Consider the following 15,978-nt stretch of genomic DNA (forward strand, 5'->3'; position numbering starts at 1 on the left):
TTCCGCCCGGTGGGGCGGGGCACCGGACGCGCGACCGTGACGCCCTCCGAAGGGACCCGCATGCTCTACCTTCCGATCGCGGTCCGGGCACTGCTCGCCGTGGTCCTGGGCGCCTCCGTCCTGGGGGCGCTGCGCGATCGCGCCCACCGGGGCGACTTCGTGTCCGCCACCGAGCGGCTGGCGCCCGCACGGCTGCTCGCGGCCCTGACCCCCTCCGGCGCGTCCCGCCCGGCGGGGGCGCGGCGGGCCGCGGCCCTCGTCCTGGCCCTGGAGGCGATCGCGGTCGTCCTGCTCCTGGCCCCGTGGACGGCGACGGCGGGGATCCTCCTCTCCCTCGCACTGCTCGCGACCTTCACCACCGCCCTCATCGGCGTGCTGCGCCGCGGCGACCGCGTCCCGTGCGCCTGCCTCGGCTCCGCGGAGCGCCCGATCCACCCGGCCCACGTGGTGCGCAACCTCGCCCTCATCGGCGCCGGAACGGCCGGACTGCTCGCCATCGCCGCGGGCCCGCACGCCCACGCCGTTCCCGTCGTCGTCGCGGTCGCCCTGGCCGCCGGCGCCCTCACCGCGCTGCCCGTCCTGCTACTGGACGACATCCTCGACCTGTTCACCCCCCTCACTCCCGGGAGCCCGACCCCCTCATGATCGTCGCCGCCCTCATCGCCGCCTGCCTGGCCGTCGTCCTGTGCCTGCTCGACCTGCTGCTGACCGTCGGTGTCATCCGCAGGTTGAAGGAGCACACCGAACTCATCGGGAACCTGTCCACGCGAGGGATGCCCGGTACCACCGTGCTCCCCCCGGGCGAACGGATCGGCGCCTTCAGCGCCGTCACCGAGGACGGCGACACCGTCGGCTCCGGAGCCCTCGCCGACCCCGTCCTCATCGCCGTGTTCTCCCCGGGGTGCGGTGCCTGCGCCGAACAGCTGCCGCGTTTCCTGGAGCGGGCCGGCGCCCTGCCCGGGGGCCGGGGGTCCGTGCTGGCGGTCCTGGCCGGGGACCGGGCGCAGGTGGCGGAGGAGGCCGCGCGGCTCTCCCCCGTGGCCCGTGTCGTGGTCGACGGCCCACAGGGGACCGTGACCGACGCACTGGGCGTCCTCGCCTTCCCCGCCTTCCTACGGGTGGACGGCACCGGGCGGGTGCTCTCCAGCGGTCGTCTCGCCACCGACCTGGACGCCCCCGTTGCGGCCTGACCCGGGCCCCGCCCGCACCGGACCCCGGGCCGTCCTGCGCGGGGTGGGCGCCGCGTTCGCACTGGCGTGGAGGGCCGGCCCGCACCTGACCCTCGGATACGGGCTGATCACCCTCGTCCAGGCCGGGGTCCCGGTACTGGTGGCATGGCTGACCAAGGCGGTCCTGGACATGATCGTCGCCCCGGAGCCGTCGACCGAAGGGCTCGCGGCCGTGGCGGTCGGCCTGGCCGCGGCGGGAGTGATCACCGCCCTGACCCCGCACGCGGGGCACTACCTGACCAACGAGGTCGAGCGTCGGGTGTCGCTGGTGTCCCAGGACCGACTGTTCGCCGGTACCGAACGGTTCACCGGCCTGAGCCGGTTCGAGGACCCCGCCTTCCTGGACCGGCTGCGGCTCGCCCAACAGTCGGGGGGTCGCACTCCGGGTGTCGTCGTCAACAGCGTGTTCACCCTCGCCGGCGGTGTCGTGACCATCCTCGGTTTCCTCGGGTCCCTGCTGCTGATCAGCCCGTGGATGGCCGTGGCCGTCCTGTTGTCGGCGCTTCCCGCCCTGGTGGTGGAGTTGCGGCTGTCGCGCGACCGGGCGGCGATGATGTGGCGGATCGGGCCGGTGGAGCGCAAGGAGATCTTCTTCCGCGAACTGCTGTCCAACGTCCAGGCCGCCAAGGAGCTGCGGCTGTTCGGAACGGCCCGGTTCCTGCGGGGCCGCATGGCCCGGGAGCGGAGCGCCGCCAACGCCGAACTCCGGAGCATGGACCTGCGGGTGCTGGGCGCACAGGGCGGCCTGGGGCTGGTGTCTGCGGGGATCGCGGGGGCGGGACTGGTGTGGACGGTGCTCGCGGCCGCCGACGGGCGCGTCTCCGTCGGGGACGTGTCGCTGTTCGTGGTGGCGGTGGCCGGCGTGCAGGCCGCGATGGCCGGACTGGTCCGGGACCTCACCCTCGCCCACCACGAACTGCTGCTGTTCGACCACTACCTCGCCGTCCTGGACGCCCCGCCCGACCTGCCCGTCCGGGCCGCCGCCCGGCCGGTGCCCCCGCTGCGGAACGGGATCGAGTTCCGCGACGTGTGGTTCCGCTACTCGCCGGATCACCCGTGGGCGCTGCGCGGTGTGGACCTCACCGTCGAACACGGCCGGTCGGTGGGACTGATCGGCCGCAACGGCGCGGGCAAGAGCACCCTGGTGAAACTGCTCTGCCGCATGTACGACCCCGAACGCGGAACGATCCTGTGGGACGGGGTGGACCTGCGCGAACTCGACCCGGGGGAGCTGCGCGACCGGATCGGCGCGGTGTTCCAGGACTTCATGGAGTACGACCTCAGCGCCGGGGAGAACATCGGCCTGGGCGACGTCGGGATCCTGGAGTCCGGCGACCGGGCCCCGGTCCGGGAGGCCGCCGTGCGGGCGGGGGCCGACGACCTGATCACGGGGCTGCCCCGAGGGTACGACACCCTGCTCTCCCGGCTGTTCTTCGACAGCGGACCCGACGCCGACGACACGATGGGGGTACCGCTCTCGGGCGGGCAATGGCAGCGCCTGGCGCTGGCCCGCGCCTACCTGCGCGGCCACCGGGACCTGTTGATCCTCGACGAGCCCGGAGCGGGCCTGGACGCCGAGGCCGAGCACGCCGTCCACAGCGGGCTGCGCGAGCACCGGCGGGGGCGGACGAGTCTGCTGATCTCCCACCGGCTGGGGGCGGTGCGCGACGCCGACCGGCTGATCGTCCTGGAGGAGGGGCGGGTGGCCGAGTCGGGCACGCACGCCGAACTCGTGTCGGCGGGGGGCCTCTACGCGCACCTGTTCGGCCTTCAGGCCGAGGGATACCGGACCGGCCCCGCGGAGGGGATTCGATGACCGTGCTCGCGACCGTGGCCGTCATCGCCGCCATCGGAACGGCGGTTCCGCTGCTGTGGCTGCGGCGCACCCTGGTGACGGTGGAGGTGTTCGGGGACAGCATGGAGCCGACGTTCGCCGCGGGGGACCGGGTGCTGGTCCGCAGGTGCGGGGTGGCGGGGCTGCGGGTGGGCGACGTGGTGGTGCTGGAGTGGCCCGGAGACGTCGATCCGCGACCGCCGGACCCCGACGGGCACCGGTGGGCGATCAAACGGGTGGCCGCCCTGCCCGGCGGATCGGTCCCGGCCTCGTGCGCCCGGGCGGCGGGCACCTCCCCCGGCGCGCCCGTCCCGCCCGGGCGGGTCATCGTGCTCGGGGACAACACCCGGTGGAGCACCGACTCCCGGTCCTGGGGCCCCGTGCCCGGAACCCACCTGCTCGGGGTGGTGCTGCGCCCCCTGGCCCCGCGCCGCGCTCCCGTCCGACCGCGCGCCGGCGAGCCGGTGCGGGCCGACCGAACACCGGGTGAACACGGCCGGGACGTTCCCGATCCGGGGAGCGGACCCGCGTGAGCCGACCCGATCCCCGCCGCCCAGAGCGGCCGGATCACGGGGACGGCCTGGTCAGAAGGGCCGGGGGGTCAGGGAGACCCGAGCACCCCGATGGGGCAGGGCCACCACCGGCCGGGTCCCCAGCTCGGCCGCGTAGAGGCGTGCCAAGCCGGTGAGCCGGTAGCGGTCGGCACCCGACGGTTCGATCAGGCGGGCGTCGGCCAGACACCCCAGTGCGGCGGTGGCGGTGGCGTCGTCCCGACCCGACAGCGCGGACACCTCCGTGGGACCGAACGCACCGTGCGCGTGGACCCCCAGGAGCCCGAAGAGTTCCGCCGCCAGCCGTTCGGTGCCGCGGGCGGCCCCGCGCAACGGCGCGAAGGCGGTGTCCAGCGCGGCGCGCACCGATTGGTCCGCGCAGGTCAGAACGTCCAGACGGTGGCGTTCGTCGGCGAGCAGGTCGGCGAACGCCCGCAGTGACCACTCCCTCCGGGCCCGGAGCCGCAGGCCCGCGATCCGCAACGCCAACGGCAGGTGATCGCAGAACGACGCGATCCGCGCCACCGACCGGGGGTCGGCGCGGACCCGCGCGATCCCACAGGTCCGGGCCAACAGGGCGACAGCGTCGGCGTGGGCCAGCGGTCCGAGCCCGATGTGCTCCGCCCGGTCCAGGGCGCCGAGGTGCCGGCGCCCGGTGATCAGCGTGCCGGCGCCCGGCCAGTCGGCGATCAACGGCCGCACCTGCGCCTCGTCGGCCGCGTTGTCCAGCACGAACAGCAACCGCAGCCCCGCTCCGCGTTCGCTCAGCAGGCGGGCGCGGTCCTCGGTCCCCACGGGTGTGTCGGCCGGGGCCACCCCCAGTCCGCGCAGCAGGTCGGCGAGCACGTCCCGGGGCGAGCGCGGGGTACCGCCGGGGCGGGCCGCCCCCAGGTCCACCCACAGGTGCCCGTCGGGGAACCTCCACCGGGCCCCGGCCGCCGCCCTGGCGGCCAGGGCCGACTTCCCGACGCCCACGGGTCCGTGAACGGCGACCACGACCGGCGCCGTTCCGGGGACGAGCAGGCGGGCGAGGGTCGCGCGCTCGGCCCCGCGACCCACCGGCCCCTCGTCCCTCGGGCCCGACGGTCCGGTGGGCGGGCGCACGGTCGGGAGGCCGAGCGGCGGGGTGCGGTCCAGGAGGGAGCGGTGCAGGCGGACCAGTTCCTCTCCCGGGTCGACGCCCAGGTGGTCCCGGAGCGCCCGGTGGGCGGCGCGGCAGACGTCCAGGGCGCCGGCGATGTCGCCCGCGCGGTGCAGGGCGAGCACGAGGTTGACCCATTGCCGTTCGCGCACGGGGTCGGCGGCGACGGAGGCGCGCAGTTCACCGACGAGTTCGGGACCGGCGCCGCGCAGGATGCGGACCCGGGCCAGGTCCTCGGCCGCGGTGCGGCGGCGTTCCTCCAACGCCTGGAGGCGCGGCGCCAGGTCGAGGGTGCGGGGCACGTCCTCGGCCGCGGCCCCCCGCCACAGGGTGAGGGCGGCGGTCAGTTCGTCCTCGGCCCGGCCGAGGTCGCCCGTGTCGAGGGCGCGCCGTCCCGCGTCGAGGCGGGCGGCGAAGACGGCGGTGTCCAGTTCCCCGGGATCGACGCGCAGGAGATAGCCGGGATGGCGGGTGACGATGCGCTCCGACGCGACGAGTCGCCGCAACCGTCCGACGTAGGTTCGCAGATTGGCGACCGCCGAGCGCGGCGGGTCCCCGTCCCACAGCGCGGCGGCCAGCTCGTGGAGCGGCACCACCCGGCCGGGTCGGAGCAGCAGGGCCACCAGCAGGGCCCGTTGTTTGGCCGTGCCGGGGTCGAGTTCGCGGGTGCCGGCGAACACGCGCGCGGGACCCAGCAGCGTGAATCGCAGTCCCATGAGGCCCTCCGGTGGTGACGGGGTTGGGGAACATCGGTCCCGGGGGCAGGGAGGACACTGTTTGGGAGCGCTCCCAGGCACGCTACCCCGCGCCCTCGGAAACCGTCAACGCCCTTTTCCCCGAGGAAAATCGCTTTTCCGCCGACCCTTCCCGCGGCTACGTTACGGACATCGACGGGGTACGGCCCGGCCGGCGGAGCACCCGGTTCACGACCGGGAGGCCGCGGGGCGGGACCCGGCCCGTCGACGGCCCCTCTCCGAGGGGCGTCGCGGTACGTGGCTCAGTAGCGGAGCGCCCGGCTCGGGACCGGGAGGGAGCGGGGGCGGAACCCGCCGTACCGGCCGATCGGCGCGCGCACCGAGTCGCGTGCGCCGATCCACGATGCGTGGCTCAGTCAGTGGAGCACCCGGCTCATCCGGGAGGTCGCGGGGGCGGAACCCGCCGCATCGGCATGGACGACACCACCCCCGTGCAAGCGAACCCCGGATACGCCGCCGACCGACTGGCCAGGGAACTGGCCACCGCCGCGACCCACGGCGATCCCGCCGTGCGCCAGGCCGCCGAACGCCGCGCCGCCTCCTGGCGGCGGGTCCTGGACGGTATGGCCCGCGGCCTGCTGTCCATCGGTTCGCGCACCCCCGTCAGGGGCATGCCCGCCTGGGTCACCCCGGTGGTCTCCCACGGCGGCTTCGCCACCGGCGAGGCCGCCGCCGGAGGTCCGCTGCGTCCCCAGGAACGCGCGCTCATCGACCGGCACGGACTGAAGGCCGACCGCGCCGCCCTGTACGCCCACCACCTCACCGAAGCGGGTCTGGCCCACCTCTCCTCGCTCCTGGACTCCGGCGCATACGAGATCGACGAGCCCGAACAGGCGGCGCTGCTCACCGTCACCTGGCTGCTGCGCGCCGGCGACGCCGCCGGGGCGCTGCGCGTGCTCGGCGAACTGGACCCCTTCGCCGCCGCCCTGTGCCTGACCCCGCGTCCGGCCCCCGCCCGGAACCTGCCCGAGGGCTCCGTGTTCCGGTGGTCGGTCGAGGACGTGCGGCACTCCCTCGCGGACGTCACCGCCAAGGGCGCGCACCGGGTCAAGGTCCAGGGGGAGGCCCTGGCGGTGTGGAACCCGTTCGCCGACCGGTTGTTGACGCACTGGCTGGAGACCACGGCGGACACCGGAGGCCCCGGCGCCGAGGACGCGGGCGCCATCGAGGTGGACGCACGTCGTCCCGACGGCTGGACCGAACGCGGTGCCGCCCTGCTCGACGAGTACGAGCGGCTCGCCGCCGAGCACACACTGTGCACCAAGCACCGCAGGCCCAAGGAGAACCTCGCGATCCTGCTCGCCGCGCTGCGCGAGGCCCTCACCGAGGGCGGGCTCGGCGCGCGCCGGCGCGGGCTGCTCCGGCACGCGGTGATCTCGATGACGGCCAAGCGGGGCGTACCCGGTTCCCCGGGGCACACCGCCCTGCGCGCCGGCCAGGCGGCCCAGGCCGCTCGGCCCGCCCACGACGTGCTGGCCGCGCTGCTGGGCGAACGGTTGGCGCCGCTGCCCGGCAACTCCGGGGTGCCCGACACGGAGGCGGTCCTGGTCCCCACCTCCCCCGAGGAGGCGCGGAGCTTCACCGTGCCCGAGGGCGCGGCGATCCCCGGTCCGCTGCGCGCCCGGGTGGAGCGGGCCGTGATCGCGCCCCTGGACGCGTTGGTGGAGCGGGGGGTCGTGCCCTCCGCCGAGGTGCTGGCCTCCCTGGTGCCGGCCCTGGCCGCCGAGGCCGAGGCCTCCGCGATCGGCGACCCGACGCTGTCCCGCCTGGTCGCCGCCCACCACAGGGCGTTCGCGACCCGGCGCTCCCTGCTGCTGCTGAACCTGGAGAGCCAGGTGCGCCGGAACGAGCTGCCCTGGGTGCGCGAGTCGACGCCGCACCACGACTCCGCCGACACCCGGCGGACGGCCGCCCGTACCCTCATCACCCGGCTCGGCGACACGGTGCTGACCCGTTTCCCCGGCACCATCACCCCGAACCCGCTGGTGAGCGAACTCAACGGGCTGGCGCGGACCGCCGGTCTGGAACTCGGTTTCGTGGAGGAGTTGGCGTCCGACATCTTCATGGGCACCTTCTCCCCCAAGTTCACCCGGGTCGCGCGCGTGGCCGCAGAGGTGCTCGGGGACGACCTCTACACCCGTTACTACGGGATCGACCGCGCGCGGGTGCTCGCCCTGGAGGAACGCCCCGGACGGGGGCGTCCCACCTTCGCGGACCTGTGCCGGGAACGGGCCGGGAACCCGCCCCGGACGGTCGCGGGCAACGGCATGGTCATCGAACAGGCGCAGATCCTCACCACCCACAACCTGGCCGCCCTGACCCTGGCGGGGTCGCGCCCCGCGGACGGATGGGCGGAGGCGGCCCTGCGGGCGCACCTGACGACGGTCCGGCTGGTGGGGGCGCTGCCCCGGGTCCGGGACGCGCTCGCGCACGTGAAGAACGCCGCGTTCGCGTGGCGGCAGACCGTGTTCCTGTTGTCCCGGTGCCCGCTCGCGGAACAGCGCGAGGTGCTCGACCGGATGGAGGAGTCGTCCGCGGAGCGGCCCCACCACGTGCGCGAGCGGCTGGAGCCGGCCCTGAGGGGACTGCGCGCGGCGGTGGAGGGACGGGTCCTTCCGGACCACGACGAGGGGGAGGTCGTCCGGTTCCTGGGGTGGACGGCCCGGCGGCACTGGATGCTGCGGATCGCCCCGCAGGAGTTACTCCCCCATCCGTATCGGCTCTGATCGGCGGTCCGACGGTGCCCCGCCCGGCGGACGGGGCACCGGAGAGGCTCGCGCGAGCGGGACGACCCCACCCCGTGAAGAGGTTCCCGGCCCCCTGGCCCGGCTCCACTCCCCGCGCGGGGCGACCCGTACGCGCCACCACACGGTCCATCGCTCGGTGCGCACCCGGCCGACCAACGACGGCCTCGCCGTGTGGGACGCGCTTCGCCGGTCGGCCCGGGCCCACCGACCGGTTCCCACGGGTGCGCGGTGATCCGCGCGTCCACCGGATGCCTCCGGGCGGCGCGGACGTCCTCGTGGAACCGGACGGGGCCCACCCGTGCGTGCTCCGGGCCGCACCGCCGTTCCGGGAGGCCGGGGACCGGTCGTCGCCGATCACGTCCACGGCGTTCCCGCCGACCGGCGACAGCGGGGTCGACACCCCGTCGATCCGCTCGCGGATCCGGCGCGGAATCGCCTGACGCACAGGGGGTGTGGTGTCACGCTCCGCGTGGCAGTGTGGACGGATCCGGGTGCGCCCCCGCGCCCGCCCCCGCGAGCGGAGGAACCCCATGCTCTCCTCGTCCGCCCCCGTCTCCCCCGTCCCCACCGCGACGGCCCCGACCGGCCCCGCGCCCCTGTCGCTGCTGTGGTCCGCCCTGGTCACCCTGGTCGTCCTGCCCGGGCTCATGGCCCCCGCCCCGGCCCTCGCCGAGGCCGTACCCGCCGCCGAACCCGCCGGGTGGATGGGCGCCCTGTCCGACGACGTGAACCTGGCGGAGCTGTCCATCCCCGGGACCCACGACAGCGCCGCCTGGCGCGGAACGGTGTGGTCGCGCACCCAGGACCTGACCATCGCCGAACAGCTCGACGCGGGAGTGCGGTTCCTGGACGTGCGCACCCGCCATTACCGGGACGCCTTCCCCCTCCACCACGGTGCCGAGTACCTGCACCTGAACTTCACCGACGTGGTCGTCGAGATCGGCGCGTTCCTGGACCGGCACCCCACCGAGACGGTGCTGATCCGGTTGAAGAAGGAGCACACGGAGGAGGAGAACACGCGAAGCTACGAGGAGACCCTCGACCACTACATCGGGGAGGACCCCGGGACCCGGCACATCCTGGGCGAGCGACTGTGGACGCCGCCGGTTCCGGGCGGGACGCGGGTGCCGGACCTGGGCGAGGCCCGTGGACGGATCGTCATCGTGCAGGACTTCCCGGCCTCACGCGACTACGGGATCCGGTGGAACGGGTCGGCGTTGAGCGTCCAGGACGACTACCGGGTGCCCACGCTGTTCGACATCCCAGCCAAGTGGGAGAAGGCCCGCGCCCACCTGGACGCGGCGGCGTCCGGCCCCCGGGGGACGCTGTACGTCAACCATCTGAGCGGGAGCGGCGCGCCCTTCGCCAATCCGCGCGAAGTCGCCTGGGGGTTCCTGGGTTCCCGCGGGGTCAACACCTACGCGGTGGCGCATCTGCGGAACGCGCCCCCGCGACGGACCGGGATCGTGGTGATGGACTTCCCGGACCGGGAGCTGATCGACAGGGTCCTGGTCCGCAATCCGGGTTGAGACCGACCGCCGACGCCGACCGCCGTCCGCCCTGAGGGCACGGCCGGCGCCGGAGGTCCGGAACGGGAAACCGGGAGCCCGAGCGAGGCGTCCGTCCACACCGTCCCGCACCGGAACTCCCGAGGTCCCGGAGAACACCTTACGGAATGCGAGGGAGTGAACGTGAACGCTTTCGGAAAACCAGTGGGGCGAAAGGGTCGGTTGTGGCTCTTGTCTCGTCTTGTCCGTTAACGGTTCCGAATCAGGTCCGCTCGGTCTCGACGAACCACTCGTGCGAGACGCGCAGCTGCAACAGGATGAGCACGACCAGCGGTGAGAGCACCACCATGGCCGCGGCCCGGTCGGTGAGCACGGCGCCGACGATGGTGACCAGCGCGGCCCCGCCCACCAGCAGGCGCGCCAGCAGGTGCGCGCGCCGACCGCCCTTGGGCAGGAGCACCCCGGCCGTCGCCAGGGCCACGGCGGAGAGCAGCCCCAGGGCGAACCGGAGCAGGATCTCACCGAGGTCCGTCCCGGACTCGGCCAGGAGGCGCCGTTGCTCCTGTTCGGGGGCGCCGAGCAGGAAGAACAGGCTGAGCAGGCTCATCACCAGGGACACACCGACCAGACCGGCCGTGACGAACAGGATGATCCGTGCGGCCTTGAGCGGGCCGGGCATCGGGGGATTCACCGGGGATTCCTCGTTCCTTCGAGAGGGGGACGACCCGGGCATGCTATCGCCGCCGCCCTCGGAAACCGCTGGCCAGGGACATGTCCCGGCGGTGCGGTGGACCTCTCGTCCGCCTCCTCCACGGGTCGGTGCGCGCGGCCTCCGACGGGATCACCGGTGACCGCGCTCGGGATCGCTCCCCTCATTCGGTGGTCTTGAGGGGGTTGACTTTCTCAATTGTTAGCGCCAACACTATGAGCTGCGTCATATTTTCCACCCCGGGGCGACGCCCCGATGAGGCGCCCGGAACCACGGGCGCCCCATCGGAAGCCACCCTCGCGGACATACCCCGGTTCCGGGGCTGCCACCCCCTCGCGGGGCGGCCGTCTCGCGATCAAGACCGGCAAATACCTCCCATGAGCCCACCTTCACCGACCCGGAACCGACACACCGCCCCCGCCCTCGGAGAATGATCGGATCCCGAGTTCGCCCCGAGGGCGGGACACGCCTTCTGGCACCGACCGACCCTCGAAAGGGACGCACTCCTTGCCTGAAAATGTTAGCGCCAACAAAACCCCGTCGGCGGACACGGCCGTCATCGGGATCGACTTCGGGACCCTCTCGGGTCGGGCCGTCGTGGTCCGGACCTCCGACGGCGCCGAACTCGGCTCGGCCGAGTACGTCTATCCCCACGGGGTCATCACCGATCACCTGCCCGGCCGGGAGGAGGCCCTGGAACCGGACACCGCGCTCCAGCACCCCGAGGACCACATCGAGGTGCTGCGCACCGCCGTCCCCGAAGCGCTACGGGTCTCCGGCGTGCGCCCGGAGCAGGTCATCGGGATCGGCACCGACTTCACCTCCTGCACCTTCCTGCCCGTGACCGCCGACGGCACCCCCCTGTGCCTGCTGTCCGACCTGCGGGACCGCCCGCACGCCTGGCCCAAACTCTGGCGCCATCACGCCGCCCAGCCCGAAGCGGACGAGATCAACGCCCTCGCGGCCGAGCTCGGAGAGCCGTGGCCGGCCCGCTACGGGGGCAAGGTCTCCTCGGAGTGGCAGTTCGCCAAGGCCCTCCAGGTCCTGCGCGACGACCCCGAGGTGTACGAGCGCGCCGACCGCTGGATCGAGGGCGCGGACTGGATCGTCTGGCGGCTGTGCGGACGCGAGACCCGCAACGCGGCCACGGCCGGGTACAAGGGCCTGTACCAGGACGGCCGGTGGCCCTCGAAGGAGTTCCTCGCCGCCCTCGATCCCCGGTTCCCCTCCTTCGTCGAGGACGGGCTCGACCACCCGCTCTCGCAGCTCGGCTCGCGCGCGGGCGGTCTCACCGCCCACGCCGCCGCCTGGACGGGACTGCCCGAGGGCACCCCCGTCGCGGTCGGCAACATCGACGCCCACGTCACCGCCGCCACGGCCCGGACCACCGCCCCCGGCCGGATGCTCGCCATCATGGGCACCAGCACCTGCCTCGTGATGAACTCCGAGGTCCCGGCCGAGGTGCCCGGCATGTGCGGGTCGGTCCTGGGCGGCATCACCCCCGGGATGTGGGGCTACGAGGCCGGACAGAGCGGGGTCGGCGACATCTTCGGCTGGTTCGTCGACACGCACGTTCCCCCCGCCTACCACGACGAGGCCCGCGAGCGGGGACTGTCCGTCCACGACCTGCTCTCCGCCAAGGCCGCCGACGCACCGGTGGGCGGGCACGGACTGGTCGCCCTCGACTGGCACAGCGGCAACCGCTCCGTCCTGGTCGACCACTCGCTCACCGGCGTGCTCATCGGCATGACCCTGGCCACCCGGCCCGAGGACGTCTACCGGGCCCTGGTCGAGGCGACCGCCTTCGGCACCCGGACCATCATCGACGCCTTCACCGACGCCGGAGTCCCCGTACTCGACCTCACCATCGGCGGCGGCATGGTGCGCAACCCCTTCGTGCTCCAGGTCTACGCGAACGTGCTGAACCGACCCCTGCGGGTCGTGGACACCGAACACGCGTGCGCCGTCGGGGCGGCGATCCACGCGGCGGTCGCCGCCGGCGCCCACCCCGACGTCCACGCCGCCTCCGCCGCCATGGGGCGCGTCCGCGACACCACCGTCGACCCGGACCCGAGCACCACGGCCGCCTACGACGCGCTCTTCGCGATCTACACCGAACTCCACGACCACTTCGGCCGGGGCGGCACCGACGGGCTGCGACGGTTGCGCGCCCTGCGCAACGACGCCCTCACCGGAACCCGGACCGACCGGAAGGAACGACGATGACCACCGGAACACCCGCGGCGGAGGCCGACGCCCACCGCGACACGATCGAGCGCCTGCGCGAACAGGTGTGCGCGCTGCACGCCGAACTCCCCCGCTGGAACCTCGTGACCTGGACCAGCGGCAACGTCTCCGCGCGCGTGCCCGGCGCCGACCTGATGGTCATCAAACCCAGCGGGGTCTCCTACGACGACCTGCGCCCCGAGCACATGGTCGTGTGCGACCTGGACGGGCGCGTCGTCGAGGGGCGGCACAAGCCCTCCAGCGACACCGCCGCCCACGCACACGTCTACCGCCTCCGCGCCGACGTCGGCGGGGTCGCCCACACCCACAGCCCCTACGCCACCGCCTGGGCGGCCCGCGGCGAGGCGATCCCCTGCGCCATCACCGCCATGGCCGACGAGTTCGGCGGGGACATCCCCGTGGGCCCGTTCGCGCTGATCGGCGACGACGCCATCGGCCGCGGGATCGTCGACACCCTCGAAGGCCACCGCTCCCCGGCCGTCATCATGCGCGGCCACGGCGTGTTCACCATCGGCGCCGACCCGGCCGCCGCCGTCAAGGCCGCGGTCATGTGCGAGGACGTGGCGCGCACCGTCCACATCGCACGGCAGGCGGGCCCGGTCCCGCGCCTGCCACAGGAGCACATCGACGCCCTCCACGAGCGCTACCGAAACGCCTACGGACAGTAGAGGAGACACCCCCATGCCCTTCCCCATCCCTCCGCCCTCCGCGAATCCGGCCGTGCGGACGCGCGCCCCGCGCATCGGCCTGCTCGGCATCATGCAGCCGCTCTACGACGACATGATCCCCGGTATCACCGAACGCCAGGCGGCCTACGCCGCCCGGGTCGCGGAGCGGCTCGCCGGCGTCGCCGAGTGGACCGTGGCCCCGCCGGTACGGGGACGCGCCGACGCCGAGAGCGCGATGCGCGCGTTCGAGGCGGACGGCCTCGACGGGGTCATGATCGTCATGCTCACCTACGGCCCCTCCCTGCGCGTCACCCGGGCCCTGAGCCGATCCGACCTGCCCCTCGCCCTGGCCAACATCCAGCCCGATCCCGCCGTCACCGCCGAGTGGGACATGGACGACATGACCTACAACCAGGGGATCCACGGCGCGCAGGACACCGCCAACGCCCTGGTCCGCGCGGACACGCCCTTCGAGGTCATCACCGGCGAGTGGCGGAGCCCGGACTTCGCCGCCCGGGTGGACCGGTGGGCCCGGGCCGCCCGCGCCGTCTCGGACCTGCGCCGGTTGCGGGTCGGCGTGTTCGGTTACCCGATGAACGGCATGGGCGACGCCCGGGTCGACGAGACCGCGCTGCTGCGCAGGCTCGGCCCCGAGGTGCACGTCATCGCCCCCGGTGCCCTGCACCGCACCATGGCCGATCTCCCGGAGGAGACGATCCGGAGCCTCATGGAGTGGGAGGACCGGTCCTTCCGGGTGGACGAGCGCCTGTCCAAGGAGGAACGCGAGGACCACGCCCGCATGCAGTCGGGCATCGAACGGCTGCTGGAGGAGGCGGAGTGCGGCGCCTACTCCACCCACTTCGACGCGATCGGCGAGGACGGCCGTTTCGCCCGGCTGCCGATGGCCGCCGCCTCCACGCTGATGGCCCAGGGGTACGGCTTCGCCGGAGAGGGCGACGTCCTGGCCGCCTCGATCGTCTACGCGGGCCACCGGCTCGCCGGGGACGGCCACTTCACCGAGATGTACGCCATGGACTTCCCCGGCGACTCGATCCTCATGAGCCACATGGGCGAGGGCAACTGGCGGGTGGCCCGCGAGGACGAACCGATCCGGCTCATCAAACGCCCCCTGGGCATCGGCGGCCTCGGCGATCCGCCCACCATCCTGTTCCGGTACCGGCCCGGCCCGGCCACCCTGGCCTCCCTCGTCTCCCTGGGCGGGGAGCGGTTCCGCCTGGTCGTGGCCGAGGGGGAGGTCCTCGACTCCCCCGAACTGCCGTCACTGGAGATGCCCTACGGCCGGTTCCGGCCCGTCTCGGGGGTGCGCGACTGCATGGACGCCTGGCTGCGCGCGGGCGGCACCCACCACATGGTCATGAACACCGGCCACCGCGCCGAGGACTGGCGCGTCCTGTGCCGCCTGATCGACATCGAACACGTCCGGGTCTGAGGACCCGGCAGAGAGCACCGACAGAAGGAGACCCCCCATGCCGAACGGCACACGTACGACGCTCCCCGCCGCGCTCGTCGCGTCCGCGCTCGCCCTCACCGCCTGCGGCGGTGTCGGCGACGCGGCCCGGCCCCAGGGCGAGAACGGCCTCATCGGCATCTCCATGCCGACCCAGTCCTCGGAGCGGTGGATCAACGACGGCGCCAACATGGTGGCCGAGTTCGAGGAACGCGGTTTCGGCACCGACCTGCAGTACGCCGAGGACGTCGTCCAGGACCAGATCTCGCAGATCGAGAACATGATCACCCGTGGCGCGGACGTCCTCGTCATCGCCGCCATCGACGGCGAGGCCCTGGGCGACGTGCTCGACACCGCCGCCGACAGCGACATCCCCGTGATCGCCTACGACCGGCTCATCATGGGCAGCGAGCACGTCGACTACTACGCCACCTTCGACAACTTCGAGGTCGGCGTCCTCCAGGGCGGCTACATCGTCGACTCCCTCGGGTTGGAGGAGGGTGAGGAGGGACCCTTCAACATCGAGATGTTCGGGGGATCCCCGGACGACAACAACGCCTACTTCTTCAACGACGGGGCGATGTCGGTGCTCGACCCGTACATCGACGAGGGCACCCTGGCCGTGCCCAGCGGCCAGACGGAGATGGAGCGGATCGCCACCCAGCGCTGGGACGGGGCCATCGCCCAGTCCCGCATGGACAACCTGCTCAGCGCCCACTACTCCGATGAGGAGCTGCACGCCGTCCTCTCCCCCTTCGACGGCATCAGCCTGGGCGTGATCGAGTCCCTGCGCGCCGTGGGCTACGGCACGCAGGACCGGCCGTTGCCCGTGGTCACCGGGCAGGACGCCGAGCTGGCCTCGGTGCGGTCCATCATCGCCGGCGAGCAGACCCAGACGGTCTTCAAGGACACCCGGTCCCTGGCCGCCCAGACCGTCGCCATGGTGGAGGCCCTGCTGGCGGGCGAGGAGGTCCCCGTCAACGACACCGAGACCTACGACAACGGCGTCAAGACGGTCCCCGCCCACCTCCTCGAACCCGTGTCGGTCGACATCGACAACTACCGCGAGGTGCTCGTCGAGAGCGGCTACTACGAGGAGTCGGACCTGTGATCGACCCCGC

The 15,978-nt window shown here is 73.5% G+C and carries 12 protein-coding genes and 1 tRNA gene; 11 read left to right on the forward strand and 2 right to left on the reverse strand.

What is annotated here, in order from left to right:
• Positions 1 to 60 precede the first annotated feature (60 nt).
• From PWG71_RS26360 to PWG71_RS26375, 4 genes are read left to right on the forward strand one after another with little or no spacing between them, the layout of a single operon-like run.
• Positions 61 to 645 carry a MauE/DoxX family redox-associated membrane protein gene (locus PWG71_RS26360; RefSeq protein WP_274812724.1) on the forward strand — a complete coding sequence of 195 codons (585 nt, stop codon included), beginning with the start codon at positions 61 to 63 and terminating at the stop codon, positions 643 to 645.
• Positions 642 to 1,190 carry a TlpA disulfide reductase family protein gene (locus tag PWG71_RS26365; protein ID WP_274812725.1) on the forward strand — a complete coding sequence of 183 codons (549 nt, stop codon included), beginning with the start codon at positions 642 to 644 and terminating at the stop codon, positions 1,188 to 1,190. Before PWG71_RS26360 ends, PWG71_RS26365 begins: the two co-directional genes overlap by 4 nt.
• Positions 1,180 to 3,045, forward strand: a complete 1,866-nt coding sequence (locus tag PWG71_RS26370; protein ID WP_274812726.1) for an ABC transporter ATP-binding protein — start codon at positions 1,180 to 1,182, stop codon at positions 3,043 to 3,045. The genes PWG71_RS26365 and PWG71_RS26370 overlap by 11 nt, the downstream gene beginning before the upstream one ends.
• A complete protein-coding gene (locus PWG71_RS26375) occupies positions 3,042 to 3,596 on the forward strand; it encodes a S26 family signal peptidase (RefSeq protein ID WP_274812727.1) in 555 nt (184 codons plus the stop codon). Before PWG71_RS26370 ends, PWG71_RS26375 begins: the two co-directional genes overlap by 4 nt.
• 51 nt (positions 3,597 to 3,647) lie before the next feature.
• On the opposite strand, the gene PWG71_RS26380 is transcribed toward PWG71_RS26375, so the two are convergent.
• Positions 3,648 to 5,471 carry an AfsR/SARP family transcriptional regulator gene (locus tag PWG71_RS26380; RefSeq protein ID WP_274812728.1) on the reverse strand — a complete coding sequence of 608 codons (1,824 nt, stop codon included), beginning with the start codon at positions 5,469 to 5,471 and terminating at the stop codon, positions 3,648 to 3,650.
• A gap of 270 nt (positions 5,472 to 5,741) precedes the next feature.
• On the opposite strand from PWG71_RS26380, the gene PWG71_RS26385 reads away from it, so the two are divergent.
• The 3 genes from PWG71_RS26385 to PWG71_RS26395 all read left to right on the forward strand — a co-directional run bounded on the left by PWG71_RS26385 (position 5,742) and on the right by PWG71_RS26395 (position 9,786).
• A tRNA-Pro gene (locus PWG71_RS26385) sits at positions 5,742 to 5,813 on the forward strand.
• Between the two features lie 110 nt (positions 5,814 to 5,923).
• Positions 5,924 to 8,236: a transcriptional regulator gene (locus tag PWG71_RS26390; RefSeq protein ID WP_274812729.1), complete on the forward strand. Its 2,313-nt coding sequence runs from the start codon at positions 5,924 to 5,926 to the stop codon at positions 8,234 to 8,236.
• Between the two features lie 551 nt (positions 8,237 to 8,787).
• Positions 8,788 to 9,786, forward strand: a complete 999-nt coding sequence (locus PWG71_RS26395; protein ID WP_274812730.1) for a phosphatidylinositol-specific phospholipase C — start codon at positions 8,788 to 8,790, stop codon at positions 9,784 to 9,786.
• A 241-nt stretch (positions 9,787 to 10,027) separates the two neighbouring features.
• Here the strand turns inward: PWG71_RS26395 and PWG71_RS26400 are convergent, their stop codons facing one another.
• Complete coding sequence (locus tag PWG71_RS26400) at positions 10,028 to 10,456, reverse strand: hypothetical protein (RefSeq protein ID WP_274812731.1); 429 nt, start codon at positions 10,454 to 10,456, stop codon at positions 10,028 to 10,030.
• A 525-nt stretch (positions 10,457 to 10,981) separates the two neighbouring features.
• Between PWG71_RS26400 and araB the strand changes: the two genes are divergently transcribed.
• From araB to chvE, 4 genes are read left to right on the forward strand one after another with little or no spacing between them, the layout of a single operon-like run.
• A complete protein-coding gene (araB, locus tag PWG71_RS26405) occupies positions 10,982 to 12,700 on the forward strand; it encodes a ribulokinase (RefSeq protein WP_274812732.1) in 1,719 nt (572 codons plus the stop codon).
• Positions 12,697 to 13,389 carry an L-ribulose-5-phosphate 4-epimerase gene (locus PWG71_RS26410; protein ID WP_274812733.1) on the forward strand — a complete coding sequence of 231 codons (693 nt, stop codon included), beginning with the start codon at positions 12,697 to 12,699 and terminating at the stop codon, positions 13,387 to 13,389. Before araB ends, PWG71_RS26410 begins: the two co-directional genes overlap by 4 nt.
• A 13-nt stretch (positions 13,390 to 13,402) precedes the next feature.
• Positions 13,403 to 14,839 (forward strand): L-fucose/L-arabinose isomerase family protein, encoded by a 1,437-nt coding sequence (locus PWG71_RS26415; protein ID WP_274812734.1) that lies wholly within the window; start codon positions 13,403 to 13,405, stop codon positions 14,837 to 14,839.
• Positions 14,840 to 14,876: 37 nt separating this feature from the next.
• The gene (gene chvE, locus PWG71_RS26420) at positions 14,877 to 15,968 is read left to right on the forward strand and encodes a multiple monosaccharide ABC transporter substrate-binding protein (protein WP_274812735.1); all 1,092 of its coding nucleotides are present in this window, start codon (positions 14,877 to 14,879) and stop codon (positions 15,966 to 15,968) included.
• The last annotated feature ends 10 nt before the right edge of the window (positions 15,969 to 15,978 follow it).

The sequence above is a fragment of the Nocardiopsis sp. N85 genome (assembly GCF_028882275.1).
In the GTDB taxonomy this organism is placed as follows: domain Bacteria; phylum Actinomycetota; class Actinomycetes; order Streptosporangiales; family Streptosporangiaceae; genus Nocardiopsis; species Nocardiopsis lambiniae.